Origin of the sequence: Halomonas cupida, from assembly GCF_900142755.1 — a bacterium.
GTDB lineage: Bacteria > Pseudomonadota > Gammaproteobacteria > Pseudomonadales > Halomonadaceae > Halomonas > Halomonas cupida.
Genome location: NZ_FRCA01000005.1, coordinates 18,120 through 43,882, shown reverse-complemented (window position 1 = coordinate 43,882; position 25,763 = coordinate 18,120). Strand labels below are relative to the sequence as shown.

Annotated in this window: 20 protein-coding genes; 10 read left to right on the top strand and 10 right to left on the bottom strand. The window is 60.8% G+C overall.

What is annotated here, in order from left to right; translation table 11 throughout:
• Positions 1–85 precede the first annotated feature (85 nt).
• The 6 genes from BUE38_RS10390 to BUE38_RS10365 all read right to left on the bottom strand — a co-directional run bounded on the left by BUE38_RS10390 (position 86) and on the right by BUE38_RS10365 (position 7,734).
• Positions 86–1,534 (bottom strand): sodium-dependent transporter, encoded by a 1,449-nt coding sequence (locus BUE38_RS10390; protein ID WP_073435151.1) that lies wholly within the window; start codon positions 1,532–1,534, stop codon positions 86–88.
• A 238-nt stretch (positions 1,535–1,772) separates the two neighbouring features.
• Positions 1,773–3,020, bottom strand: coding sequence for a surface lipoprotein assembly modifier (locus BUE38_RS10385; protein WP_159438876.1), 1,248 nt, complete (start codon positions 3,018–3,020; stop codon positions 1,773–1,775).
• 158 nt (positions 3,021–3,178) lie between these two features.
• Positions 3,179–4,444 (bottom strand): transferrin-binding protein-like solute binding protein, encoded by a 1,266-nt coding sequence (locus BUE38_RS10380; protein ID WP_143166284.1) that lies wholly within the window; start codon positions 4,442–4,444, stop codon positions 3,179–3,181.
• 255 nt (positions 4,445–4,699) lie between these two features.
• Positions 4,700–5,002, bottom strand: coding sequence for a hypothetical protein (locus BUE38_RS10375; protein WP_073435148.1), 303 nt, complete (start codon positions 5,000–5,002; stop codon positions 4,700–4,702).
• A gap of 152 nt (positions 5,003–5,154) precedes the next feature.
• Positions 5,155–6,981, bottom strand: a complete 1,827-nt coding sequence (typA, locus tag BUE38_RS10370; protein WP_073435425.1) for a translational GTPase TypA — start codon at positions 6,979–6,981, stop codon at positions 5,155–5,157.
• A 195-nt stretch (positions 6,982–7,176) separates the two neighbouring features.
• The gene (locus BUE38_RS10365) at positions 7,177–7,734 is read right to left on the bottom strand and encodes a glycosyltransferase family protein (RefSeq protein ID WP_143166283.1); all 558 of its coding nucleotides are present in this window, start codon (positions 7,732–7,734) and stop codon (positions 7,177–7,179) included.
• 517 nt (positions 7,735–8,251) lie between these two features.
• Here BUE38_RS10365 and glnA point away from each other — a divergent pair.
• From glnA to ntrC, 3 genes are all read left to right on the top strand, one after another.
• The gene (gene glnA / locus BUE38_RS10360) at positions 8,252–9,658 is read left to right on the top strand and encodes a glutamate--ammonia ligase (RefSeq protein ID WP_073435146.1); all 1,407 of its coding nucleotides are present in this window, start codon (positions 8,252–8,254) and stop codon (positions 9,656–9,658) included.
• A gap of 480 nt (positions 9,659–10,138) precedes the next feature.
• Positions 10,139–11,188: a nitrogen regulation protein NR(II) gene (gene glnL / locus BUE38_RS10355; protein ID WP_073435424.1), complete on the top strand. Its 1,050-nt coding sequence runs from the start codon at positions 10,139–10,141 to the stop codon at positions 11,186–11,188.
• Positions 11,181–12,587: a nitrogen regulation protein NR(I) gene (gene ntrC, locus BUE38_RS10350; RefSeq protein ID WP_073435145.1), complete on the top strand. Its 1,407-nt coding sequence runs from the start codon at positions 11,181–11,183 to the stop codon at positions 12,585–12,587. The genes glnL and ntrC overlap by 8 nt, the downstream gene beginning before the upstream one ends.
• A gap of 171 nt (positions 12,588–12,758) precedes the next feature.
• Here ntrC and BUE38_RS10345 read toward each other — a convergent pair whose 3' ends face one another.
• Together BUE38_RS10345 and BUE38_RS10340 are read right to left on the bottom strand one after the other, a co-directional pair.
• Positions 12,759–14,570, bottom strand: coding sequence for an aminopeptidase P family protein (locus BUE38_RS10345; protein WP_073435144.1), 1,812 nt, complete (start codon positions 14,568–14,570; stop codon positions 12,759–12,761).
• Between the two features lie 16 nt (positions 14,571–14,586).
• On the bottom strand, positions 14,587–16,158 hold the full coding sequence (locus BUE38_RS10340; protein WP_073435143.1) for a peptide MFS transporter: 1,572 nt from the start codon (positions 16,156–16,158) through the stop codon (positions 14,587–14,589).
• Between the two features lie 419 nt (positions 16,159–16,577).
• On the opposite strand from BUE38_RS10340, the gene BUE38_RS10335 reads away from it, so the two are divergent.
• The 6 genes from BUE38_RS10335 to BUE38_RS10310 all read left to right on the top strand — a co-directional run bounded on the left by BUE38_RS10335 (position 16,578) and on the right by BUE38_RS10310 (position 23,447).
• Complete coding sequence (locus BUE38_RS10335; RefSeq protein WP_073435423.1) at positions 16,578–17,786, top strand: CaiB/BaiF CoA transferase family protein; 1,209 nt, start codon at positions 16,578–16,580, stop codon at positions 17,784–17,786.
• Positions 17,787–17,977: 191 nt separating this feature from the next.
• Positions 17,978–18,967, top strand: coding sequence for a Bug family tripartite tricarboxylate transporter substrate binding protein (locus tag BUE38_RS10330; protein ID WP_073435142.1), 990 nt, complete (start codon positions 17,978–17,980; stop codon positions 18,965–18,967).
• Positions 18,964–19,464, top strand: a complete 501-nt coding sequence (locus BUE38_RS10325) for a tripartite tricarboxylate transporter TctB family protein (protein WP_073435141.1) — start codon at positions 18,964–18,966, stop codon at positions 19,462–19,464. Before BUE38_RS10330 ends, BUE38_RS10325 begins: the two co-directional genes overlap by 4 nt.
• 1 nt (position 19,465) lies before the next feature.
• Complete coding sequence (locus tag BUE38_RS10320; protein ID WP_073435140.1) at positions 19,466–20,962, top strand: tripartite tricarboxylate transporter permease; 1,497 nt, start codon at positions 19,466–19,468, stop codon at positions 20,960–20,962.
• A 248-nt stretch (positions 20,963–21,210) separates the two neighbouring features.
• Positions 21,211–22,545, top strand: coding sequence for a deoxyguanosinetriphosphate triphosphohydrolase (locus BUE38_RS10315; protein WP_073435139.1), 1,335 nt, complete (start codon positions 21,211–21,213; stop codon positions 22,543–22,545).
• Positions 22,546–22,604: 59 nt separating this feature from the next.
• Positions 22,605–23,447 carry a ribonuclease T2 family protein gene (locus BUE38_RS10310; RefSeq protein ID WP_234986894.1) on the top strand — a complete coding sequence of 281 codons (843 nt, stop codon included), beginning with the start codon at positions 22,605–22,607 and terminating at the stop codon, positions 23,445–23,447.
• A 17-nt stretch (positions 23,448–23,464) separates the two neighbouring features.
• On the opposite strand, the gene BUE38_RS10305 is transcribed toward BUE38_RS10310, so the two are convergent.
• Complete coding sequence (locus BUE38_RS10305; RefSeq protein ID WP_073435138.1) at positions 23,465–24,358, bottom strand: nuclease-related domain-containing protein; 894 nt, start codon at positions 24,356–24,358, stop codon at positions 23,465–23,467.
• Positions 24,359–24,460: 102 nt separating this feature from the next.
• Here BUE38_RS10305 and BUE38_RS10300 point away from each other — a divergent pair, with 102 nt between their 5' ends.
• Positions 24,461–25,324: an NAD-dependent protein deacetylase gene (locus tag BUE38_RS10300; protein ID WP_073435421.1), complete on the top strand. Its 864-nt coding sequence runs from the start codon at positions 24,461–24,463 to the stop codon at positions 25,322–25,324.
• A 50-nt stretch (positions 25,325–25,374) separates the two neighbouring features.
• Here BUE38_RS10300 and BUE38_RS10295 read toward each other — a convergent pair whose 3' ends face one another.
• Positions 25,375–25,749 carry a translation initiation factor Sui1 gene (locus tag BUE38_RS10295; protein ID WP_073435137.1) on the bottom strand — a complete coding sequence of 125 codons (375 nt, stop codon included), beginning with the start codon at positions 25,747–25,749 and terminating at the stop codon, positions 25,375–25,377.
• Positions 25,750–25,763: the final 14 nt, after the last annotated feature.

Genomic DNA, 25,763 nt, shown 5'->3' with positions numbered 1-25,763 from the left:
CGGCCATGAATCCTGAGATATTGTTGTTGATCTTGATGCCTTGTGAGAGCGTGGAGTGGGCTCTTCCGGCGGGTCTGGGGTCATGTCATGTGCTGTCGGCTCCGGGGTGGCTGACAAGGACACGGCTGGCGGCGAAAGCGCCGACGATGATCACCGCGCCCAGGGTCGGCAACAGATAACCTTCGATCCACGGCAGGGCACGCAGAAACACAAAGGCCACGCCGGTGGGGGCAACGAACCGAATCAACAGCCACCACAGGTGCAACCACTGTGAGCGGGTATGCATTTCCTTGTGTGACTCTGTCGGGGTCAACGCCCAGCCTGCGAACAGCGCTATCAGCAATCCGCATAACGGCAGGGTGACGTGGCTGATCAACTCGAAGACATTGAACGCGGAAAGGCCGAACCACTGGTGGAAGGGACTATCGGCTTGCCACAGATTGAAACTGACCACGGTGGCTAGCCCCAGCGACCAGGCAATGATGACTACCACGCCAGTCGCCACTGCGCGGGCCAGCGCAAAGCGCTCCACCAGCCAGGCCGCGACCGGCTCGATCAGCGAGACCGCTGAACTGGCTGCGGCGCCCAGTACCAGCAGGAAGAACAGGCTGCCGAGCAGCGCGCCATAGGGCATGGCGGAAAAAGCCAATGGCAACGAGATGAACATCAGGCCCGGGCCGGAATCGGGGGCCAGACCCGCGCCGAACACCAGTGCGAAGATTGCCAGGCCCGCGAGTATCGCCACAAGGGTATCGATGAGCGCAATGCTGAATGCGGTCAGGGTCAGCGAGGCGTCACTGGACATGTAGGCGCCGTAGGCCATGATCGCCCCCATGCCGAGGCTCAGCGTGAAGAAGGACTGCCCCATGGCCTCGAGCCAACCTTCGAGACTCAAGCGCTCGACATCAAAGGACAGCAGGAAGTCCGCGGCGGCTGACATATCGCCGACTGAGCCGGCATAGAACACCACCAGCATGAGGATCAGCAGCAGCAGAGGCATCAATACACGTAACGTCCGCTCCAGCCCGCGATGGATGCCACGTGCCACGATGATGGCACAGCCGACGATGAACAGAGTGTGGTACAGGGTGAGCAGTAGCGGAGAGTCGAGCAGCGCGGCGAAGTCCTGTTGCATGCTGATGCTGGTGGCCTCGCGCAGTTTGCCGGTGAGCATTTCCCACAGGTAATGCAGCGCCCAACCACTGATCACCGAGTAGAAGCTCAACACCAGAATGGCCGAGAAGGCACTCAACCAGCCAATGACCTCCCAGCCGCGAGAAGCACCATGGCAGCGGGTCAGAAACTGCATGCCCATGATCGGGCTGCGTCGACTGCTGCGCCCGAGCAGGACTTCAGCGATCAGGATCGGTACGCCAATGGCCAGCACGCAGACGGCGTAGACGAGGATAAAGGCGCCACCGCCATGCTCACCAACCAGGTAAGGAAAGCGCCATAGGTTACCGAGGCCAACCGCCGATCCCACGGCAGCGAGCAGGAAAGTGCCCTTGTGTGTCCAGACGTTATCGGTACTCATGCGGGGTCCGTTGGCGTGGAAACGGTGCCGACTCCTGTCCTTGAGTCTGGCTCGCCAATTGTCCGGGTACAATACTCGGATATGCTAACTGTGCGACAAGTCCACCACGTCTGGCTAGTCAGCGTGCGTTTAGTCGCCGTTGGCGAAGGGGGCTGGTGGGACGCGAGTCAATCGGTTCGGGTGAGCGGAGACGACTGGCTGATGGGGCGGGCGGTAGGCAACCGGATAGTGAAATCACTCAGTAGAGCCGGGTCACCCCGAGCTGGAACTGGTTGCGATCATAGCTGTAGAGGTCGATGTTGCTGTCGCGCTCCGAGTGGATGAATGACAGGGTCGGGGAGTATCCGTGATAGACCCACTGACGGTTGGATAGCGTCAGCCGGGCACGCCATAACTGATCGCGGCGCTCGACGCCGAAGGCTGGTATTTCGGCATCGTAATGGGCCTCGAGATACTCGGGCTGCAGCAGTACCGAGATGCCGCGGTACAACTCCTGGTAATAACCAACACCGCCGCGGTAGATGGTATTGGAGAGGATGTCGAGCTGGGTCGACTCTCGTGAAACGCCAACCAGTGCCATCATGCCGCTGGATGGTGTCAGAGTGTATTGCCACTGTCCTGTCCAATCGGTGCGAGTGCCGTCGAGACTGGTGACGGAATCATGCTGGACCCACTGGTGTTCCAGCGCCGTGCTGAATCGCGTTCGTGACGACAGGTCGTAGTCCACTTCCTGACGGATACCCAGCGCATGGTTATAGGGCTCGTTGCCATACCAGCGATAGGTGCCTGTCAGCAGTGTGCTCAGCTCGGTGTTACCGACTCGGTAGTTGGGGCCGAGCCAGACGTTGGCGAGCGTGTCATCAAATTCTCCCCCCTTGTAGTCGGTACGTGACAGCGTCCCTCCGACCCGCAGCCTGGTGGTATCGGTGAGATGAGGTGTCCATTCCGCACTGCCGTTCAGCGTCAGGCCAACACCGGTCTGGCGTTTGGCATCGTCGGAGAGACGGAAAGGCAGACCAAAGATGCTGATTTCCTCGATGCTGGGAGCGGCATTGATATTGGTGTCCGGTGCCACGGCGAAGGAGGCATCCCAGCGGAAGGTTCTGCGTTGATGAATGGCGGCGAGGTAGCGGTCGATATGGGTATTGACCTCGGCGGGCAGATCGCCGCTGCGGGCGAAGCGGAACTGGCGTTCGGCATCGTCATCATCGCCGTTGTTGAATAGTGCGCGTCCCAGCTCGAGGCGTACCCGTGTCGCTTTCGGGTGGTTGACCAGGATAGTGCGGAAACGCTGGATAGCCGCGGGGTAATCCTGCTCGGCGACGGAAAGCATGCCAAGTTGGAACAGAATATAGGAATTGTCCGGAAAATGTGGCAGTGCTTCGTGGAGCAAACTCCTGGCTTGATCCAGTTCGCCTTCCTCCACCAGCTGGGCCGCTGTTACTGCCGCTACGGGCTTTATCTGTCGTGACGGCTGGTCAGGCAAGGCGAGGGCGCTTGCAGGTATAAGCAGCCATATCAGTGCATGGAGCGACGATAAGCGAAGGGATACGTGGTGCAATGGCATCGAGCCTTTCCTATATTTCTGTTGACGTGGGGCGGTACCAGCCCTATTGGACAGGTTCCGCCCTGTGTCAGCCACGGTCACTGTTTGACGGCAAAGTGACCTGCTGCACTGTTGCCACTGCTGTCTTTCAGCGACCAGGCCCCGCCCGCCTCGGCTGCCTGTGGCCCGAAGAAGCGGCCTTCAATATCTCCAGAAGCATCGGCATTGAAGGCTTCGGCGGAATCCGGGACAGAAGTCACCCGGGTGCGACCCGCGAAGGTGTTGTCGTTCAGGTTGGCGGTGAAGCTGACATCATTCCAGGGCCTGGGCGTGTGGTCAGTCCTTGGGCTTCCGGTTGCAGAGGTGTAGACGGAGCTCGCGACCCGCATATCAGTAAAGGCGCCGTTGAGAGTGCCATCGGTGAAGTCCACCGTCATGTTGGCGTTGCCTTCAATGGAGTTGGAGGCGCGGTTACTGCTGGCAACACCGCGGGTGCCGCCGTGGTAACTAGCGGTGCCGGAGGTCGGCATATCGGTACTGAGAGTCGGGTAGCCACCGACGAACCCGCGATAGTTGAGTTGACTGGGGTCGTCATCGGTGCTGATCCAGACACCCATTTTGGTGTAATCCAGCCAATCTGTCGGGGTTAGAACCAGTGTTATCTCCCCATCAGAGTACCGGCCATCGGGAGCTTTTTTCAGCAAGGTATTCACGCCCGACGCCGGGTCGCGGAGACGGACATGAGACTCGGTGACGACTTCGATAGTGGCCTGGTTGGATAGTGATGAGCGTCCTCCTGTAAACCCGTCCCTGGAGGTTGTCTGACTGAGGTTTGCCGTGTTCAGGGTCAGAGTCTCATCATCGGGGATGCCATCCGTCAGCGTGCCGTAGACAGGGGGCGGTGTGACTTCCGGGCCAGTGCTGCTGTTGCCCCCATTGCCAGTGCTGGTGCTGTTGTTGCCCTCATTGCCAGTGCTGGTACTGTTGTCGCCCCCATTGCCAGTGCTGGTGCTGTTGTTGCCCTCATTGCCAGTGCTGGTACTGTTGTCGCCCCCATTGCCAGTGCTGGTGCTGTTGTTGCCCTCATTGCCAGTGCTGGTACTGTTGTCGCCCTCATTGCCAGTGCTGGTGCTATTGTCGCCCCCATTGTCAGTGCTGGGACTGCTGTTGCCCCCATTGCCAGTGCTGGTACTGGTGTCGCTACCACTGCTTTCACTGTCGCCATTGCTCGAGGTCATTTCTGTGGCCGGAGGGCGAGGGCTGTCACTGCCGCCGCCACCGCTACTGGAGCAGCCTGTCAAGCTGACGATAGCCAATACAATCATGGAAAGGCGCAGGGCGCCTGAGATTCTTGTAGTTGTCATCCTGAGTCCCCTTCAGTGGATTCCGTACGTGTGTCTGATGCTGACACGTTCAGGAGACTCAGCCATTAGTCAAAGGATGACATCCTTGTCCGAAGCGAGCAGGTAGGGCGCAGTACCTGTGCGGTAATAAACCTGACGAGATGGGGTACTTGATGAGATGAGGAGCTTGAGGGGCGGGAGTAGCGTGCAGACAACATGCCAAGCCACCGGCCACAGAACATGGCCAGTGTCTCGGTGTGACGTGTAGGGGCGGGACTACTTGCTGGCGACGCGGGGAGCCAGTGCGCGCAGGTTGTCGGGCAGGCGAACGGTATCACCGATGGCGAGTTCACCGGTGTTCCTGGTGCGTTCACCGCTACGCACGGAAATCAGCGCAACAACGTCGCCGATGCTGACATCATCAACGCGGGCTTCGACGCGAACACGTACGGAGTAACCATGGTAGCGGCCAGCGATGATGCTGCCGATATGTGCCGTCGGGTATTCGTCAGGCTTGTCGGCAAAGTATTTCTCGACGCTGTCCGCGCCCGGGTCGTCCCATTCGACATGCTTGTGCATGCAAGATGCTCCTTGTCTGTCAATGATCAGGTTCAGCCAATGGACTGGTATCCCCAAGCATAGCTCCAACCCACTACCGTTGTGCAGTCCTGGCACTCAGGGTCAGGCGCCTCGTATTCAACGCCAGGCGCTGAACACGAGGCACATGCATCTTACTTCTTGCCGGCGCGCTTGCGTTCGTTCTCGGTCAGGAACTTCTTGCGCAGACGAATGTGGTTGGGAGTAATCTCGACCAGTTCGTCATCATCGAGAAACTCGATGGCCTGCTCCAGTGTGAAGCGGATCGGCGGAGTCAGCACGATGTTCTCATCGTTGCCGGAGGCACGCATGTTATCGAGCTTCTTGCCCTTGGTCGGGTTGACCACCATGTCATTGGCACGGTTGTTGATACCCACCAGCATGCCTTCATAGACCTCGGTGCCGTGGTCGATGATCAGCTTGCCGCGTTCCTGCAGGGCATAGAGGGCATAGGCCAGCGCCTTGCCGGGCACCATTGATACCAGTACGCCGTTGCGACGCTCGATGGCGGCATCAGGGCGCAGCGGACCGTAATGGTCGAAGCGGCTGGTGAGGATACCGGTACCGGAGGTCAGGGTCAGGAACTGGCCACGGAAGCCGATCAGGCCACGTGCCGGGATGATGAAGTCGAGACGCACTCGGCCCTTGCCATCCGGATTCATGTTCTTGAGCTCGCCCTTGCGGTAACCGAGCTCTTCCATGATCGACCCTTGATGCTGCTCCTCGCAGTCGATGATGACTTCCTCGTACGGCTCCTGCTTGACGCCATCGATGTCACGAATGATGACTTCCGGGCGGCCTACTGCCACTTCGAAGCCTTCACGACGCATGGTTTCGATCAGCACCGAGAGGTGAAGTTCACCACGACCGGAAACAATGAACTTCTCCGGGGACTCGCCCTGTTCGACGCGCAGTGCAACGTTGTGGATCAGCTCCTGTTCGAGACGGTCCTTGATGTTGCGGCTGGTGACGAACTTGCCGTCCTTGCCGGCGAACGGTGAATCGTTGACCTGGAAGGTCATGGACACGGTCGGCTCATCGACAGTCAGCTGTGGCAGCGCCTCGACAGCGACCGGGTCACAGATGGTGTCGGAGATGGCCAGGTCGTCGATGCCGGTGATGCAGACGATATCGCCGGCGGTGGCCTGCTGGGTCGGTACACGATCTAGGCCCATGTGGGTCATGACCTGACCGACCTTGCCGCGGCGAGTCTGTCCTTCCTTGTTGATCACCACGACCTGCTGGTTGACCGACATTGCGCCGCGCGTGATGCGACCAAGGCCAATGACGCCCACATAGCTGGAGTAATCCAGTGCCGAGATCTGCATCTGCAGAGGTCCATCGAGCTCAACCTTCGGCGGCTCGACGATATCGACGATGGACTGGAACATCGGCGTCATGTCCTCGGCCAGCTGGTCCGGCTCGGGGCCAGCGATACCGTTGAGGGCAGAGCAGTAGATGATCGGGAAGTCGAGCTGCTCGTCAGTGGCGCCGAGGTTGTCGAACAGATCAAAGATCTGATCGATGACCCAGTCAGGGCGAGCTCCGGGGCGGTCAATCTTGTTGACAACGACGATCGGCTTGAGGCCCTGGTCGAAGGCCTTCTGGGTGACGAAGCGGGTCTGCGGCATGGGGCCGTCAACCGCGTCGACCAGCAGCAGAACAGAGTCAACCATCGACATGACGCGCTCGACTTCACCACCGAAGTCAGCGTGCCCTGGGGTGTCGACGATATTGATGTGGTAGTCCTGACCTTCCGGAGAGCTCCAGCGGATCGCGGTGTTCTTGGCCAGGATGGTGATGCCACGTTCCTTTTCCTGGTCATTGGAATCCATGATCCGCTCCTGGCCTTCGGCCTTGCGGTCCAGGGTACCTGACTGGCTGAGCAGCTTGTCGACCAGGGTGGTTTTGCCGTGGTCGACGTGAGCGATAATGGCTATGTTGCGAAGATTCTCGATCACGACGCGATCCTGCTGGGAAAATTGGGGCAGCATTATAGTGCCTGGCCGGTTACGGCTACCAGCTTTAACCACGTCAATTTGGTTGGAAACAGGAACCTTGAGGGTATTCAGTGGGCTACGGGGGGCTCAATTTCGAGGTAATCGCCCTGTCTGGAGGTAATGACCGCCATTGACCCAACATGAAAGCATGCCGGGTTAATAGATTCCCTGAGTCACGATATTGGCGCGGCAGGCCTTGAGGCGTGTAGCGAGATCCTCCATGGCATCACCTTCCAGTGATGGATCGAACCCTCCCATACGGTCGAACCAGGTGCGCTCCACGCCCAACGCGCGTGCTGCGTAGTGAGGTCTCCAGCGCAGCCAACTCGGTAACAGGCGGCGCAGTGGATGCATTTCAATCAACGGCACGCCGTTGGCCGAGCTCATGCGGTCGACAAGCCCGGTGCGTCCTTCGGCAGCGGCCAGCATTCGCTCCACCCAGGACACGTCCAGGGTGTTCTGGCAGAAGCCAAGCATACGTCCGTGGCTGAGGGATGCGGCCATATTGAGTCGCTGGCCGAGGGTGGAGGCCTGACAGCGGACGATACGCGCATTGCTGTTGGAAAGATCATGCAGTTGCTGATCGAGGGTGCCATCATCCACCACCAGAACCTCACTGTTGCCATGAACCGAGGATAACTGGATCGTGGTGGCGAGCAGCGACGGAAGTAACTTCCCTGCCGATACCGCGTCAATGATCAGGCTTGTTTTCAAGATGGCACCCCATGCTGGCAGAACCGGCACCCTGGATGGCGGATTCTTCGTAATGAAGTGTATCTTTGTGTTGCAAATGGTGCCAGCAATGTGACTGTCGCAAGAGGTAGCCGATATTCGAATGCGCAGATCACAGTGATGTGCACTATGAAGGTGCAGTATTGATACTGAGCACTACTATGGTGCAGAAAACGCCCGTGTTGACACAGGTGCATTGGGTTCCTGTGCTGGATGAACTATTGTGGCGCAGATTCGTGAAATTTAAATCGCTAGATAAATCATGGCATTGTCAGGATTCTTGTTCATGCTGGTGCAGGGATGGCATGGAATCTGCAACAGTATTTGCCAGTGTCATCGTGTCGCGCATGTCTTCGTGGGCAGTTGCCCGGGGGCGTGCTACAACAGTTCGGGTACCCCGAAAGACAACAGAAATACCCCCATTCTGGAGTCGGTGACATGACATTACCGATCCGTCGGAAGGCTCGAGTTACGACACAAGTTCAACGTGGAGGACCACATGTCAGATAAGACGCTTGCCCTGATTGAAGAACATGATGTGAAGTGGGTTGATCTGCGCTTCACGGATACCCGCGGTAAAGAGCAGCACGTCACCATCCCCGCCCGTGATGTGGACGAGGAGTTTTTCGAGAACGGTCAGATGTTCGATGGCTCATCGATCTCCGGCTGGAAGGGCATCAACGAATCCGACATGATCCTGCGTCCGGATGACGGCACGGCGTACGTGGACCCGTTCACCGAAGATGCCACTGTGGTGCTGGTCTGCGACATCATTGAGCCGGCCACCATGCAAGGCTATGAGCGTGATCCGCGCTCCATCGCCAAGCGTGCCGAGGCTTATCTGCAGTCCTCTGGCCTGGGCGATACCGCCTTCTTTGGTCCGGAACCTGAGTTCTTCATCTTTGATGAAGTGCACTGGAAGTCCGACGTTGAAGGTGCGATGTACAAGATTTCGTCCGAAGAAGGTGCCTGGGCTACCGACCGCTCCATGGAAGGCGGCAATCTGGGTCACCGCCCACGTCTCAAGGGTGGCTACTTCCCGGTCCCTCCGGTCGACAGCTTCCACGATATGCGTGGCGCGATGTGTAACACCCTCGAGGCCGTTGGCCAGAAGGTGGAAGTGCATCACCATGAAGTGGCCAATGCCGGGCAGAACGAGATCGGTGTGGCGTTCAACACTCTGGTCAAGAAGGCCGACGAAGTGCAGGCACTGAAGTATGTCGTGCACAACGTGGCCCATGCCTACGGCAAGACTGCGACCTTCATGCCCAAGCCGCTGGTCGGCGACAACGGCAGTGGCATGCACGTCCACCAGTCATTCTGGAAGGATGGTGTCAACCAGTTTGCTGGTGACCAGTATGCCGGCCTGTCGGAGATGGCCCTGTACTACATTGGTGGTGTCATCAAGCACGCTCGTGCTCTGAACGCCTTCACCAACGCTTCGACCAACTCCTACAAGCGCCTGGTGCCGGGTTTCGAAGCTCCGGTCATGCTGGCCTATAGTGCCCGCAACCGTTCTGCGTCGATCCGTATTCCGTACACCTCCAGCCCCAAGGCCAAGCGCGTCGAGGCCCGCTTCCCGGATCCGACCGCCAACCCTTATCTGTGTTTCGCGGCGCTGCTGATGGCGGGTATCGACGGGATCAAGAACAAGATCCATCCTGGCGATGCCATGGACAAGAACCTGTATGACCTGCCGCCGGAAGAAGGCAAGGCCATCCCGACCGTGGCCGAGAGCCTGGATCAGGCGCTGGATGCACTGGACGCAGATCGCGCCTTCCTCACCGAAGGTGGTGTGTTCACCGACGACATGATCGATGCCTACATCGAACTCAAGTTCGAGGACGTCGAGCGCATTCGCATGGCGACTCACCCGATCGAGTTCGATATGTACTACAGCTGCTGATGCTGTCGGTGCTCTCTTCGAGAGTGCCGCATGACAGTCGTAGCCCTGAATCGGGTTGCTGAAGACCGGCCCCGCCATGCATTGCCTGGCGGGGCCGGTTTGCGTCTGACCTGATGTTGCGCAAGCAGCACCGTTGATCGAGGCAGGGCATGCGCCCTGGAGGAACAAGGTTCCTCGCCTTGCACCATTGGGGTGCACTAACATGGTGCATAAGGCCATCGGGTCGGGTAATCGGTAGAGATGATGGTCTGGACTCGTGGCTCTGTGGCCGTAGCTCGGACGGGAATACTGGGGTTTCGGGGGCATTGTTGACTTGCCTGAACATGGCATGGCCCGCTTCTTGCACCTTGATTCCTGCATCCCCGATTCCTGCAATACGTTGCTCAATGGCAAGGCCCGCAATAGAAACGCGACACTTTAATGCCCGACCATGGCGTGGAAGGCAGCAACTCGGCCGATTTGCCACCGACGGAAACCGATATGACGCAAGGCATCATTGAACATCTCACCACAGCGGTGCTGTTGCTGGACCGAGATCTCAAGCTGACGTGGATGAATCCAGCAGCGGAATCACTGCTCGCGGTCAGTCTGGCGCGCCGGGATGGTGAGCGCCTGCCCGACCTGCTCGGCGGCGAGGAAGATATTGCCGCCGTTCTCTACAAGGCCCGCGATGCGTTGCACCCCTATACCCAACGCGAGGCGCGGATCTGTCTGGCAGGTGGGGAAGCGTTGACGGTCGACTATACGGTAACGCCGCTATCGGAGAACGAGTTGCTGCTGGAAATGGAACCTCGCGATCGCCTGTTGCGCATCTCCCGTGAGGAAGCTCTGCAATCGCGCCAGGAAACCATGAAGGTGCTGGCCCGTGGGTTGGCCCATGAGGTCAAGAATCCCCTTGGGGGTATAAGAGGCGCGGCCCAGCTGCTCGAACGGGATCTCGAGGATGCGCCGCAGCTCAAGGAGTTCACTCGCATCATCATCGAGGAGGTCGACCGCCTGCGTGATCTGGTCGACTCGATGCTGGGGCCCAATCGCATCAGCCGCAACGAGCCGCTCAATATCCACCGTGTGCTCGAGCGTGTGCGCTCATTGCTGCTGGTGGAAGAGCCGGATATCACTGTGGTGCGTGATTATGACCCCAGCCTTCCTGAACTGCACGGAGATGAAGCACAGCTGATTCAGGCGGTACTCAACGTTGCGCGCAATGCGGTGCAGGCGGTGACCGAGTCCGGCACGCTGCAACCAACCCTACAGCTGCGCACCAGGGCGCGGCGCCAGTTTACCCTCGGCAGTCGCCGCCATCGTCTGGTCTGCGAGTTGAGCGTGATCGACAACGGCCCCGGCATTGCGGATGAACTGCGTGAAACCCTTTTCTACCCCATGGTGTCTGGTCGTGCGGAAGGCAGTGGACTGGGACTGTCCATTGCCCAATCGATTCTGCATCAACACCAGGGGCTCATCGAGTGCGAGTCCGAACCCGGGCGCACCGAATTCCGTCTGTTGATTCCGCTGGAGAAGCGTGATGACTGATGCTGCACGCATTGTGATCGTCGACGATGATCGTGCCATTCGCTGGGTACTGGAGCGTGCCCTGGCGCAGCCCGATCTCGATGTGGAAACCATTGATCGTGCCGATCGTGTTCTGGACCGCCTGTTGCAGGATCCCCCGGACGTATTGGTGACCGATATCCGCATGCCCGGTCTCGATGGGCTCGATCTGCTGTCCCGGGTGCGCGAGGCACACCCGGAACTACCGGTCATCGTCATGACTGCGCACTCGGATCTCGACAGTGCGGTGGCCTCCTATCAGGGCGGGGCGTTCGAATACCTGCCCAAGCCCTTTGATGTCGATGAAGCGCTGGCGCTGGTGCGTCGCGCTGTGGCGCATGCCCGAGAACGGCAGCGCCCGGTGTCGGCACCGGAAGGCATGGACGCCGAGATCATTGGCGAAGCCCCAGCCATGCAGGAGGTCTTCCGCGCCATCGGCCGTCTGGCTCACTCGCACATTACCGTGTTGATCAACGGCGAATCAGGTACCGGCAAGGAGCGGGTGGCGAGAGCCCTGCATCAGCACAGCCCCCGTGCCACGCAGCCGTTCATCGCGCTGAACATGGCGGCGATTCCTCGAGACCTGATCGAATCGGAGCTGTTCGGGCACGAGAAGGGGGCGTTCACTGGTGCCGCTGCGCAAAGACAGGGGCGTTTCGAGCAGGCCAACGGTGGCACACTGTTTCTCGACGAGATCGGCGATATGCCCGCCGAGACCCAGACTCGACTGTTGCGAGTGTTGGCCGATGGCGAGTTCTACCGGGTCGGTGGGCATACGCCGGTCAAGGTTGATGTGCGCATCATCGCCGCGACGCACCAGAATCTAGAGACGCTGGTGGAGGATGGACGCTTCCGTGAAGATCTCTTCCATCGTCTCAACGTGATCCGCGTGCATCTGCCACGGCTCGCCCAGCGGCGTGAGGATATTCCGCGCCTGGCAAGGCATTTTCTTGCCGAGGCGGCGCGTGAGCTGACCACCGACGTCAAGGTGCTGACGGCTGAAGCCGAAGCTCACCTGACCCGTGTGGACTGGCCCGGTAACGTTCGCCAGTTGGAGAATACCTGCCGCTGGTTGACGGTGATGGCGTCCGGGCGGGAGATCCTCGTCGAGGACCTGCCGCCGGAACTGTTGGAGAGTGCCAGTAGCGTGGCGACCGGGGACTGGAGAGAGGCCTTCCGTGGCTGGGCCGACCACGCTCTGGCTGCCGGCCATACTCACCTGCTCGAGGAAGCCGTGCCCGATTTCGAACGTATCCTGATCGAAACCGCGCTGAAGCACACTGGCGGTCGCAAGGGCGAAGCCGCGGAACTGCTCGGCTGGGGACGCAATACCCTGACACGCAAGCTGAAGGTGCTGCTGCCCTCCCTGGCAGAAGACTGAGTTTCAGCTACGAGTCGCGAGCACACTGTGTTCGAGCTACGAGCTACGAGCTACGAGCTACGAGCTACGAGCTACGAGCTGGCACATGTTCGTTCCCGACGAACATGCACACTTCCCACATCCATGTGGGTCGCGAGCTACGAGCGGTAGAACCATGGTGCTCGCGGCTCGTCAGCTTACAGCTTCAGTGCGCTCTTCCAGCCATTCCAGCGCTTCGCCGTCGAGATGGGGCGCCAGACGCTCGCGAACCTCGGCGTGATAGGCGTTGAGCCATTGGATCTCGTCGCCATCCAGCAGCTCGAGGTTCAGACAACGGGTATCAATGGGGCACAGCGTCAGTGTCTCGAACTCGAGGAAGTCACCGAACTTGCTTTCCGGTGCCGGGCGGTTGGCTACCAGATTCTCGATCCGCACGCCCCATTGGCCTGGACGATACACTCCCGGCTCGTTGGAGGTGATCATGCCCGGCTGCATGGCGGTATGGGCCGCGGTGGGCGCGCCCGAGCTGATCACCTGGGGGCCTTCGTGGACATTGAGGAAGTAGCCGACACCATGACCGGTACCGTGACCATAATCGCGCCCGGTGGCCCACAGCGGCGCGCGGGCGATGGCGTCGAGCCGTGGCGCGGCGATGCCCAGCGGGAAGTGTGCGCGTGACAGGGCGATCATGCCCTTGAGTACCAGAGTGCAGTCCTCGCGTTGTGCGTCGGAGACCTGTCCCACGGGCACCATGCGTGTGATGTCGGTGGTGCCGCCGTGATACTGACCACCGGAGTCGATCAGCAGCAGGCCATCCCCCTCGATCACCGAATGTGCTTCCTCGGTGGCGTGGTAGTGCGGCAGAGCGCCGTTGGCGTTGAAGGCGGCAATGGTGCTGAAGCTCTCGCAGACAAACGTCTCGGCGCGCTGGCGCTGTTCACGCAGACGCTCATCGATGGTCAGCTCGGTGACCCGCTCCCCTGCGACAAGCGCCTTGTCCAGCCAGGCGAAGAAGCGACACAGGGCAACGCCATCGGTTTCCATGGTCTGGCGCACCCAGCCCAGTTCATGGTCGGTCTTGCAGCCCTTGGCCAGCGTGCTGGGTTGGAAGGTCTCGATGACCGGCATGGCGTCAGGCAGGGCCTGGCGAGTACCCAGTGACAGGCGGGCTGGATCGATCAGTGTGGTCTGGCTGGTCGGCAGTGCGGCCAGGGCGCTGGACCAGTCGCTGTAGTCGCTGATCTGGATGCCATCGTTGGCGAGGCTTGCGCTCAGCTCGCTGTCGAGCTTGCCGGGGGCGACAAACAGGGTAGCGCTGTCGCGGCCGACCAGCAGGTGGGCGAGGAATACCGGGTTGAATCCGACATCGGCGCCACGCAGTTGCAATAGCCAGGCGATGTCATCAAGGGTCGAGATCAAATGCCAGTCGGCGCCATGCTCGGCCATGGCCTCGCGTACCCCGGACAGCCGCTGGGCTCGTGACTCGTCCAGATACTGGGCCGCATGGGCGCGGATCGGGGCACTCGGAAGTTCGGGACGGTCGGTCCAGACTTCGTCGAGCAGGTCGAGGTCGCCACGCTGGACGATGTCGGCAGCGCCGAGAATGTCATCCATCTGGCGAGCATGGGCCAGCGATACCACTTGAGCGTCATAACCAACGGTGGCGCCAGCGGGCAGTTGCTCTGCCAGCCAGCGTATCGGTGCCGCTGCCTGGCCCTGGGTCAGCTTCATCATGGAGATGCCGGAGCCTTCCAGTTGGGCCTCGGCCTGCACGAAATAGCGGCTGTCGACCCACACGCCGGCTTCCTGCTGTGTCACTACCAGAGTGCCAACCGAGCCATCAAAGCCTGACAACCATTCACGGCCTGACCAGTGTTCCGGCAGGTACTCGCTGTGGTGAGGGTCACTGGAAGGCAGCCACCAGGCATCAACACCCTGGCGTTGCATGGCTTCGCGCAGGGCAGCAAGGCGACTGGCGGCTACTGGGGCAGTGGCAGATGACATGCTTCAAACTCCGGATTCAGACAATGGCTTCAGCGCCGCCTTCAGTGGTGGCGCGAGGGTCGATTATACGATTGTGCCTCAGCATGCGCTTGAACACCGGAACGAGCAACAACAGGACCACGGCGAAAATCACCAGGGCGATGGCCGAGCGGGCAAACAGTTCGGGCAGCTGTTGCAGCTCCTCGGGGTTGACGTGACCGCCGATCAGCCCTGCCACCAGGTTCCCCAGCGCCGCGCCGGTAAACCACAGTCCCATCAACTGACCCTGAGTACGTTGGGGCGAGAGGCCGGACATGGTCGAGAGGCCCACCGGTGACAAGCACAGCTCGCCCAGTGTCAGCAGCAGCATGCTGCCGACGATCCACATTGGCGAGACCAGGCCATTGCTGGCGATGACCTCGCGTGCCGCCAGCACCATGATACCGAAACCAATGGCCGCCAGCAGCAGACCCAGCACAAACTTTATCGGGCTGCCGGGTTCGAGACGGCGCTTGCCCAGCGCTGGCCACAGCCAGCCGAACAGCGGGCCGAGCAGCACGATGAAGACCGGATTCAATGACTGGAACCACAGGGTCGGGATTTCCCAGCCGAAGGCGGTACGGTCGGTGTACTGGGCGGCGAACAGGTTGTACGAGGTGGGTTGCTGTTCGAAGGCTGCCCAGAAGCAGGCACCGGCGACCACCAGTATCAGGCACACGGCGACCCGTTTGCGCTCCTCGCCATCGAGGCCGGAGAAGAACAGCAGGTAGACAAAGAACAACAGCGAGCAGAGGATCAGCACGCTGGTCATGGCTTCGGCCACCGCTCGAGGATTGATGTGCACGACACCGCTGCTCACCAGCGACACCGTCAACGCGACCAACGCCACAGCGGCGAACACGTACTTGCCGACATGGCGTCGTTTGACGGCGGGAGCATCCCAGCTCGAGGGGCGTCCGCGGTCGGCGTCGGCACGTCGCATGGCGGGTACGGCCCACAGGCGGAACAGGAGCAGTGCCACCAGCATGCCGGTTCCTCCGGTTGCGAAGCCCCAGTGCCAGCCGCGGGTTTCCATCAACCAGCCGGTCAACAGCGGAGCCACCAGACTGCCGAGATTGATGCCCATGTAGAAGATCGCGAAACCGCCGTCACGGCGTGCATCGCCTTCGTCATAGAGGCTGCCGACCATCACCGAAATACAGGTCTTGAACAGCCCGGTTCCCATGACAATCAGAATCAGGCCGATAAAGAAGGTAACCGGGCCCACCAGAGCAGAACTGGCAATGGACAGGTGGCCCAGGGCAATCAGGATGGAGCCATACCATACGGCCCGGCGCTGGCCGAGCCAGTTGTCGGCCAGCCAGCCGCCGGGCAGCGCCGCAAGGTAGACGCAACCACCATAGATACCGACGATGGCGGCGGCGGTCTTCGCGTCGAAGCCCAGGCCGCCACTCAGCAGCGGTGCGGCCATGAACAGCACCAGCATGGGGCGAACGCCATAGAAGGAGAAGCGTTCCCACATCTCGGTGAAGAACAGCGGGCCGAGGGCTCCGGGATGTCCGCAGAATCCCCTGTCAGCGCTCGATGACGCGGAAGTAGTGACTTGCATGAAAGCTGGCCTTTTCAGCGGGCGAAATATCGGCGATGCGCACCTGGCCGACAGCAGCGGCGAGCGTCATCTCGGATGCGACGTGAATGCCCTCTCGAGGGAAAGCAGGTGACAGCGAAGGATGCGGGAGTCGAGGGCGAAAGAATTTGTCGTGCATCAGTATCAAGGCGAAGGAATCTTATGGAATCACCTTGTAGAGGTAGTGATATCAGGTGGGTGGAGGGAGAGATCGGGACAGGACCGAGGCAGCACCAGGTAAGGGGCATGAGTGGTGAGTGGCAAGGGACATGAGCGGAAAGGAGCATGGGGTGCCAGCGGTGCAGCCGTTATATTGACTGGAATATCCATGCTGGCTCAGTAGCTTGCGCAGTGCTGAGATCACCAAGGATGGTCATCTTGCCAGTTTCGGGAATCTCGCCATGTCGTCATTGTCCGCCCCTTCATCCCTCGGCAGCCTGGCCGGGATTCGTGTCATCGACCTGACTCGGGTCATTTCCGGACCATTTGCCACCCAGATGCTGGGCGATCATGGGGCCGAGATCATCAAGGTCGAGACGGTGGGTGAAGGGGATGTAGTGCGTCGCCAGGGCAATATGATCAACGGCTTCAGTGCCTATTTTGCCCAGTTCAACCGCAACAAGCGGTCGCTGACCCTCAATCTGCGCAGTGAGCGTGGTCGCCGGATTCTTGCCAGTCTGCTCGAGGGCGCCGATGTGCTGGTGGAGAATTATCGTCCCGGTGTCCTGGCCTCCATGGGGCTGGATGACGAGACGCTGCGGCAGCGTTATCCGCGCCTGGTGGTCGGTCGTATCAATGGTTTTGGGTCAAGCGGCCCTTACCGTGATCGTCCCGCCTATGATTTCGTGGCTCAGGCCATGAGCGGATTCATGGGAGTCAACGGCGAGGCGGGAGGTGTCCCCATGCGCGCGGCTCCACCGATCAGTGACATGGTGGCGAGCCTCAACCTGGCTTTCGGTGTCAGCGCGGCGTTGGTGCGTAGAGAGCGTACCGGCCAGGGCGAGATTGTCGAGACGGCGCTGACCAATGGGCTGGTGGCGATGATGGGTTACCTGGCGGCCGAATACTTTGCCACTGGAGAAGTGCCGAAGCGCACCGGCAACGACCACCCGATGCTCTATCCCTATGGCCTGTTCACGGCTGCCGACGGTGAAGTTGCCATTGCACCGAGCAGTGAAACCATGGTGATGCGCTTACTGACGGCGTTGGGGCAACAGCAACTGCTCGAGGATCCGCGCTTCGACAGCAATGACAAGCGGATGCAGCATCGCGAACCCCTGCGTGAGCGGCTCAACAGCGTTATAGGGCAACGCACGGTAGCCGAGTGGATCACTCAGCTCAATGAGGCCGGTGTACCCTGTGGGCGAGTGCACGATATTGCCGAGACTTTCGAGGATCCACAGATTCAGCATCAGCAGATGCGGCTGGAACTGGACCAGGGCGAGGTCGGCCACATTACCACCACCGGCTTTCCCGTGAAGATGCGCGAGGCTCCTGCTGCTGTCCGCTGTCCGGCCCCGCAGCTTGGTGAACACACCGACGAGATTCTCGAGGAGCTGGGCATTGGCGCGGAAGAACGCCGCGCTCTATATGATCAGGGAGTCATTTGAAAAATTTCTGATATCCACGACGCTGAAGAAAGGCCGCGGTGAGGTCTGCCTCGGATACAAGAGCTTCAGTATCACCACGCCAACACAATCAATCGACCACAACGCTCAGTCGACAACAGCAATTCACAACAGCAATTCACAACAACGATTCACAACAACAAGGGCCGCCTCGGGCGGACAAGGAGATCGATATGCCGGTCAAGTTTCTCAAGCGCTGTTCAGGCCTTTCACTGATTGCTGCAGGACTGGTGGTGTCGGCGCCCAGCCAGGCGCTGCCCATTGACGAATGTATTGCGCCTGCCGACCCCGGCGGTGGCTGGGACTTCACCTGTCGAAGCGTCGGCAGGTTGCTGACGGATCTGGAACTGACCGATGGCACCGTGCAGATAACCAACATGCCGGGTGGCGTGGGGGCTGTGGCGTTCTCCAATGTCGCCGGCAAGCGCGCCGATGACAGCGACCTGATCGTCGCGACCAGTACGGTAGGCATGACCCAGATTGCTCAGGGACACTACCCGGGGGATGCCGAAACCATGCGGTGGTTGGGCATGCTCGGCACCGATGTCGGGGTGATCCTGGTTGACGATGAAAGCCCGTACCAGAACCTTGACGAGTTGCTGGAGACACTCGTCGATGATCCCACTTCGCTCGCCGTGGCGGGCTCCAGCGGTGCTGGTGGCTGGGACCATATCCGCGCTCTGATGCTGGCCCAGGCCGCCGGTCTGGGCAGTGACCAGATCGGCCAGATGCGTTGGGTGCAGTTCGATGGCGGCGGCCCGGCGGTGACCCAGATGATGGGCAACCATGTTGATGTGGTATCCACCGACCTCGGTGAAGTGGCCGGCTTCATCGAGTCCGGTGATGTGCGAGTGCTGGCGGTATTGTCGGAAGAGCCGTTGCCGGCGCCTTTCGACGAGTTGCCGACGGCGATGAGTCAGGGCTATGACGTGACCGGCTATAACTGGCGTGGCTTCTACACCGGTGGCGAGGTGTCCGACGAGGACTACGCCGCCATGGTGGATACTCTCGAGCAGCTGTACAGCAGCGACGAATGGAAACAGGTCGCGGCACAGAATGGTCTGGTGCCACTGTGGCGCGGTGGAGAGGACTTCTCGGATTTCGTGCTCGAGTCCATCGAGCGTGTCGAGGGCATCTCCCGTGACATCGGGGTTATCCAATGAGTGAACTGAGCGAGGCCCATGCTCAGGACAATCGCCGACCGGCTCCGGTCGGCGATCGCATTGCAGGTGCCATCCTGCTGGTGCTGGCGGTGGCCGCCTGGTGGCATTCGCACAGCTTCGTGACCGGTTTCATGCAGCCAGTGGGGCCGGGTGCCTTTCCACGCCTGGTCACTATCCCGATGGCCGTGTTGGCGCTGTACCTCATTGTCAGACCCGGTTTCAACGAGCGCTGGCCGGACCGGGCCGGTCTGGCGAGGCAGCTGGCCGTGGTGGTTCTGCTGGTGGTCTATGCCAGTCTGCTCGAGCCGCTGGGCTTTGTGCCGGTATCCATGGTGGGGGCGGTGTTGTTGATTCGACTGTTCGGGGCCCACTGGCGCCAGGCACTGCTGGCCGGTGTTGGGCTCTCCATTGGTCTGTACCTGTTGTTCGAGCATGCCCTCGGTATACCACTACCGGACATGCCATGGCTCGAGCTGATTGGTCAGGGAGGTCGCTGACATGGAGACGCTTGGCTTTCTCGCCCATGGCTTTGCGGTAGCGATGCAGCCAGAGTATCTGCTGCTGGCGTTGATCGGCTGTACCGTGGGCACCTTGATCGGTGCGTTGCCGGGTCTGGGGCCGGTCAATGGTGTTGCCCTGATGATTCCGTTGGCCTTCAACTTCAACCTCGAGCCGACTGCCGCGCTGATTCTGTTGGTCAGTGTCTATTACGGCTGCATGTATGGTGGGCGCATCAGCTCCATTGTGCTCAACATTCCCGGTGATGAGCCGGCGATGATGACCACCCTGGATGGCTATCCCATGGCGCTCAAGGGGCGTGGGGGAGAAGCGCTGGGGCTGTCGGCGGTGGCATCCTTCGTTGGCGCGACCCTGGCCACCATTGGCTTGACCCTGTTTGCTCCGTTGCTGGTCGAGGTGGCCATCAAGTTCGGGCCTGCCGAATACTTTGCACTGTTCCTGCTGGCATTCGTCACCATCGGTGGGGTGACCAGCGGCAGCCTCGCCAAGAGCTTTGTTGCCGCCTGTCTGGGACTGTTGCTGGGGACAGTAGGCATCGACCCGGTGTCCAGTGTGCCGCGCTTTACCTTCGGCACCTATGAGATGTACGACGGTATCGACTTCATCGTTGCTCTGGTGGGGCTGTTTGCCATCTCCGAATGCCTGGTGTTCCTCGAGGTGCGGCGTGATACCAGCAAGGCCCATGTGCAACTGGGCTCGGCCTGGCCGGGCATGAGAGCTTCGCTACCCTGTGCCGGGACCATTGGGCGTGGCTCGCTGATCGGTTTCATCTCGGGAGTGTTGCCGGGGGCGGGAGCGTCGTTGGGCAGTTTTCTGGCCTACATGCTCGAGAAGCGTTGGCTGGGCAGCAAGGGTGACTTCGGCAATGGAGATCCCCGTGGGGTGGCTGCGCCGGAAGCCGGCAACAATGCCGCGGCAGGTGGCGCGCTGATCCCGATGCTGTCGCTGGGAATTCCCGGCAGTGGCACCACAGCGATCCTGCTGGCACTGCTGCTGTCGATGAACATCACCCCGGGGCCGCTGCTGTTCGAGCAACACCCGGATATGGTTTGGGGGCTGGTCGCTGCGCTGTTCATCGGCAATCTCATGCTGTTGGTGCTCAATGTGCCATTGGTGGGACTCTTTGCGCGCATGTTGCAGGCGCCCAGTTGGTTCCTGATGCCCATGGTGGTGTTGATTGCCTTTGTCGGCGTCTATTCGCTCAACAACAGCCCCTTCGACCTGTACATGATGCTGGCCTTCGGCGTGCTCGGCTATGTGCTGCGCAAGCTGGAGATTCCTACCGTACCGGTGGTCCTGGGCTTGCTGCTCGGTGGGCAGATGGAATTCAACCTGCGCCGGGCGATGTCGATCAGTGGTGGTGAGTGGAGCATTCTCGTCAACAGCGGGATTTCCGTGGGGATCTATGTGTTCGCCGCTACCCTGTTGATGGCGGGCCTGGTCTATTCGCTGTTGCTCCGGCGACGTCTGGCCTGATCCGGTCGACGTGAACTCATGCCACCGCACTGGCGCCGATACACGTATCCGCGCCAGTGCGGTATGAGCGTTCATCACATCGCGCAGGAGGAACCATTTGATGTCCGTGTGGGTCGTGCTGGCGGTGCTGCCCGGGGCCCAGGCTTGGGGTGTCTGGCAATGCCGCCAGGCCGGTGCCAGAATGAGTTTCCGGCCTGGCAGTATGAGCCGGTGAGCTCGACAGCCTGTCCCACAAGGAGAAATCGTTCATGAAAGCCATGACCTGGGAACGGCTGCTTGATCCGGTTCGGTTGCATGACCCACGTGGCGCGGCCCGTGATGAAGTTGGCCGCAGTCCCTTTCACAAGGACCACGACCGGATTGTCTTTGCCGGTTCCTTCCGACGCCTTGGACGCAAGACCCAGGTCCATCCTCTGGCCGACAATGACCATATCCACACCCGCCTGACCCATTCACTGGAGGTAGGCTGTGTGGGGCGTTCGCTGGGCATGAGTGTCGGTGAGCGGCTGGGAGACAGACTGCCCGAGTGGATCACGCCGGCGGATCTCGGGGTGATCATTCAGGCGGCCTGCCTGGGGCATGACATCGGCAACCCGCCTTTTGGTCATGCCGGGGAGTACGCCATCCGCGACTGGTTCAAGTCGGCGGAGCAGCGCGGCACCGGCCTGCTCGATGGGCTGTCGGATCTCGAGCGCCGGGATCTGCTGACCTACGAAGGCAATGCTCAGGGGTTCCGCATCGTGACCCAGATCGAGTACAACCAGTTCCGCGGCGGTATGCGGCTGACGGCGGCGACGCTCGGTACCCTGCTGAAATACCCCTGGACGGCCAGCCACGGCGGTCAGAGTGGCAAGTTCAGTTGTTATCAGAGTGAGTTGCCGCTGCTCGAACAGGTCGCCGATCACCTTGGGCTGATTCCCCAGGGACCGAGTCGCTGGTGTCGACACCCGCTGGCCTGGTTGGTCGAGGCTGCTGACGACATCTGTTATGCCCTGCTGGATCTGGAGGACGGCGTGGAGATGGATATCCTCGACTTCGACGAGGTTGCCCAGATCCTGACCCAGATTGCCGGTGGCGAGCCATCGGACTATCGCGAGATGCAGCAGTCCGGTGTGTCCCAGCGTCGCCGTATCGCTGCGCTGCGAGGCGCGGCCATGGAACGGGCAGTGAACGATGTCGGCCGGGTGTTCGTCGAGCATGAGCAGGAGTTGCTGCACGGTACCTTGCGTGATGACCTGCTGGAACTGTGTCACCCGGACCTGGACTGGGGCGTCAAGCTGGCCAAGGAGCTGGCGCGCAAGCGCATCTTCCGCAATACCCGCAAGGCCAAGCTGGAGATCGGGGCCTACACCACCCTGGGGATACTGCTCGAGGCCTTTATCGGCGCCGCCCATGAGATGCACTACACCGGTCATTCGAGCTTCAAGCATCAACGGGTGCTGGCACTGATCGGCGAGAACACGCCATTGCCGTCCTGGACGTTGTACGACAGCTACCGCCGCATGATGGACTTCATCGGTGGCATGACCGATCACTATGCAGTGGATCTGGCCCAGGAGATGGGCGGCAAGCTCAAGACCTAGCACCGGTTGAGTCACCACCCTGTTACGGCGCTTGCGCCATCATCCATGGAGGGAATTGCATGTTCTGCCTGAACAAGCTCGCTTTGAAAGTGCTGGGGTATGGGGTTGGTCTGTGTGGCACAGCAATGGTGATGTTCGGGTTGCTGAGCGGTTCGCTGGCGGTGGCCCAGCAGCATCTTTCCGATCAGGAACAGCAGGAGGCACTGGATGACCTCGAACGGGATCACTTCGACAGCTATACGCTGGCATTGACCTGGCACCCCGGCTTCTGTGCCACACGCCGCCAGCCACCGCGGGAATGCCGTGATCCGGTGTTGATGGCTGCCGCAGATGATGGCTTCGTGATTCACGGGCTCTGGCCTTCGCGCCCCGAGCGTTTGATCGATGATGGCCTGGATCAGGATACCTGGCACCGCGAGGGCTGTTTCGTGGAGCGCCGGCGTCCCCGGGGCGGCTTCTGTGAGATGGGGCCGGCGTTTGACTTCGCCGACTCGCTTGATGATGCCCTGGACGCGGCCATGCCCGGACGGGCCAGTTGCCTGGATCGCTATGAATATGCCAAGCATGGAGCCTGTATGGGTCTGCCCGAAGAGGACTTCTTCGAGGGAGCCGTGGCACTGGCCGAGATCGTCAACGCCAGCGCGCTGGGAGACTTCATGCTCGATCATCGTGGTGAGGAAGTCAGCCGCAATGCGGTGATCGGAGCCTTCGAGGACGCCTTCGGTAATGGCACCGGGTCGGCATTGTCACTGCAGTGTGGGGGCCCCGGCGGACGCTTCCTGACCGAAATTCGAATCGGCATCGATGCTGAGCGAATCGACGACTTCCCGGCGGTGTCGAGCCTTGTCGATCAGCCCCATGGTCGCTGTCCACGAGACATCGAGATCCGCTCGTTCCGCTGAGGGTCGATGGATCAGGATCAGCTACGGCAGGGGCGCTGACCCCGCTTGCGCAGAGCAGTGATCAGCCGGTCATGGACTTCAGTGGAGAGTGGCGTGGCGGAGTGAAAGTGGTTGAGCTGGTCGGCGAGTCCGACGCCATCGACCACCTCAAGGTCAGAATGCTGAACCTCATGGACCACCTTCCAGCCCGGCAGGGCGAGAATGCCCTTGACCGGTACCTGCTGGCCGAGTTCACGGCAGGCCCAGGCACGCACCCAACTGGTGGCCTGACGAGCCTTGCGCTGTGGCTTGCGCTCCTTCCAGCCGGGGAACCGCAAGCGCTCATGCTCGACCACTACGGTGTCCTCGATCTCGCCGTTGGGCGCCATGGCCGGGGTACGTGCGCGGACTTCAATCACGAAGATCGCATAGGGCGTAATGGCGATGTGGTCGATGATGAAGGTATCGGCGGGTACATCATGGAAGACATAGTAGGGGTGTGCCTCGGGGCGTATCAGACGTTCCAGTTCCTGACCGATGGCCAGCTCACAGGCCAGCCCCAGTTTGAGGCGTGATATACGCTGATGGTCGCGAATCAGGCGCAGGCTCACCAGTAACGCCAGCAGTGTGCACAGAGCGCCGTAGAGTGCCCACTCCAGCCAGTTCTGTTGCTCGGAGAACAGCATGCGGCCCATGCCGTAGAGCAGCGGTGCGAGGGTCAGTAGTGGGCCCAGAGAGGCATTCAGGAACAGCGTGGCAAAGGCGCGATCGAGGCGATCCCGCAATCCCTGACCCGCCTCGCACATCGGCTGGGCGTCGAAGGGGGAGCGAACGCGGGCATCGTGCAGGCTGCGCAGCGCCACCACTACCACGGCAGCCGCGGCAAGCGGGAAGAGGAAAAACAGCGGCAGCACGTAGTCGAGCCAGGCCATTGGCACTCCTTGCCGAATCAGGGTTGGGACGCGTCCATTGTAGACAACCACAGCCCCTCGGGGCCACGCTTTGCTGGAGATAGCGCAATGTTCGAGGGCAGCATGGCAGCAAATGCACACCAGGTCTGCTCAATAGCGGCCGATCAACGGGCTGCACTGCAGGCATTCCTTGCAGACAACGGGCCGGTGGCGGTGTTGACCGGCGCGGGTATCAGTACCGCCAGTGGTATTCCCGATTATCGTGACAACCAGGGAGAATGGAAACGCTCTCCGCCCATTCAGCATCGAGCCTTCATGACCAGCCATGCCGCCCGCCAGCGTTACTGGGCACGAGCCTTGATCGGTTTTCGCATTCTGGCCGAGGCCAGGCCCAATGCTGCCCATCGGGCACTGGCGGAGCTTGAGCGTCAGGGACGGGTCAGCGGCATCATTACCCAGAATGTTGATGGGCTGCATCAGCGTGCAGGCTCCAGGCGAGTCGTGGATCTGCACGGTCGGGCCGACCAGGTGGTATGTATGGGGTGCGGGGCTCGTCAGATGCGCCACGCACTGCATGAAGAGCTGTCGAGTCGTAATCCCGTTTGGTGCAGTGAAGCCATTGAGGGGCAGGCGGCGCCGGATGGTGATGCCGATCTCGACGCCGACTTCTCGTCCTTCGAAGTGCCGGCCTGTGGCCGCTGTGGCGATGGTATCTGGAAGCCGGACGTGGTGTTCTTTGGTGACAATGTACCGTCGACCGTGAGCGCAGCGGCGCATCAGCTGTTGGAAGACAGCGCGGCCCTGTTGGTGGTGGGGTCGTCGCTGATGGTCTACTCGGGGTTCCGATTTGTACGCGCATGCCGGGCGACCGGGCGCCCGGTTGCCTGCATCAATCTGGGGCGGACTCGAGCCGACGACCTGCTTGCCCTCAAGATCGAAGGCGCGGCAGAGGAAGTGCTGGTGGCGTTGCTTGCCGACACTTCCTGATCATCTTCCGAGCGGGCTGATGTTTCGGGAGGACTGATGATCCGGTCAAGTCAGCCGCCGGCCAACTTGACCTTGAAGCCCTGACGCTCGAGTTCGCTCTTGAGGGTGTCGCGGTGATCTCCCTGTATCTCGATCACGCCGTCCTTGAGGGCGCCGCCGGTTCCGCAGCGTTTCTTCAGGGCCTTGGCCAGCTCCTTGAGTTCCTTCTCGGCCAGCGGAACACCACTGATGGTGGTGACGCCCTTTCCCTTGCGGCCGCTGGTTTCGCGCCGGATACGGACAATGCCGTCGAGGTCGGCAAGCCGCTCGGCATCGGCCTGCTCGGCGCAACGGCAGGCCTCGCGCGGCTCTCGGCACTGTGGGCAGATATCGCCATGTTCAGTGGAGTACACCAGACCGCTCAACTGGTCTCGGAGTGAAGCCATTGTCGTCTCCTGGT

Excerpts from the sequence above, each read along its gene's own strand:
- BUE38_RS10390 (WP_073435151.1), bottom strand. The coding sequence starts at position 1,534 with ATGAGTACCGATAACGTCTGGACACACAAGGGCACTTTCCTGCTCGCT.
- BUE38_RS10380 (WP_143166284.1), bottom strand. The coding sequence starts at position 4,444 with ATGACAACTACAAGAATCTCAGGCGCCCTGCGCCTTTCCATGATTGTA.
- BUE38_RS10375 (WP_073435148.1), bottom strand. The coding sequence starts at position 5,002 with ATGCACAAGCATGTCGAATGGGACGACCCGGGCGCGGACAGCGTCGAG.
- glnA (WP_073435146.1), top strand. The coding sequence starts at position 8,252 with ATGTCAGATAAGACGCTTGCCCTGATTGAAGAACATGATGTGAAGTGG.
- glnL (WP_073435424.1), top strand. The coding sequence starts at position 10,139 with ATGACGCAAGGCATCATTGAACATCTCACCACAGCGGTGCTGTTGCTG.
- ntrC (WP_073435145.1), top strand. The coding sequence starts at position 11,181 with ATGACTGATGCTGCACGCATTGTGATCGTCGACGATGATCGTGCCATT.
- BUE38_RS10345 (WP_073435144.1), bottom strand. The coding sequence starts at position 14,570 with ATGTCATCTGCCACTGCCCCAGTAGCCGCCAGTCGCCTTGCTGCCCTG.
- BUE38_RS10340 (WP_073435143.1), bottom strand. The coding sequence starts at position 16,158 with ATGCAAGTCACTACTTCCGCGTCATCGAGCGCTGACAGGGGATTCTGC.
- BUE38_RS10335 (WP_073435423.1), top strand. The coding sequence starts at position 16,578 with ATGTCGTCATTGTCCGCCCCTTCATCCCTCGGCAGCCTGGCCGGGATT.
- BUE38_RS10330 (WP_073435142.1), top strand. The coding sequence starts at position 17,978 with ATGCCGGTCAAGTTTCTCAAGCGCTGTTCAGGCCTTTCACTGATTGCT.
- BUE38_RS10325 (WP_073435141.1), top strand. The coding sequence starts at position 18,964 with ATGAGTGAACTGAGCGAGGCCCATGCTCAGGACAATCGCCGACCGGCT.
- BUE38_RS10320 (WP_073435140.1), top strand. The coding sequence starts at position 19,466 with ATGGAGACGCTTGGCTTTCTCGCCCATGGCTTTGCGGTAGCGATGCAG.
- BUE38_RS10315 (WP_073435139.1), top strand. The coding sequence starts at position 21,211 with ATGAAAGCCATGACCTGGGAACGGCTGCTTGATCCGGTTCGGTTGCAT.
- BUE38_RS10310 (WP_234986894.1), top strand. The coding sequence starts at position 22,605 with ATGTTCTGCCTGAACAAGCTCGCTTTGAAAGTGCTGGGGTATGGGGTT.
- BUE38_RS10305 (WP_073435138.1), bottom strand. The coding sequence starts at position 24,358 with ATGGCCTGGCTCGACTACGTGCTGCCGCTGTTTTTCCTCTTCCCGCTT.
- BUE38_RS10300 (WP_073435421.1), top strand. The coding sequence starts at position 24,461 with ATGGCAGCAAATGCACACCAGGTCTGCTCAATAGCGGCCGATCAACGG.
- BUE38_RS10295 (WP_073435137.1), bottom strand. The coding sequence starts at position 25,749 with ATGGCTTCACTCCGAGACCAGTTGAGCGGTCTGGTGTACTCCACTGAA.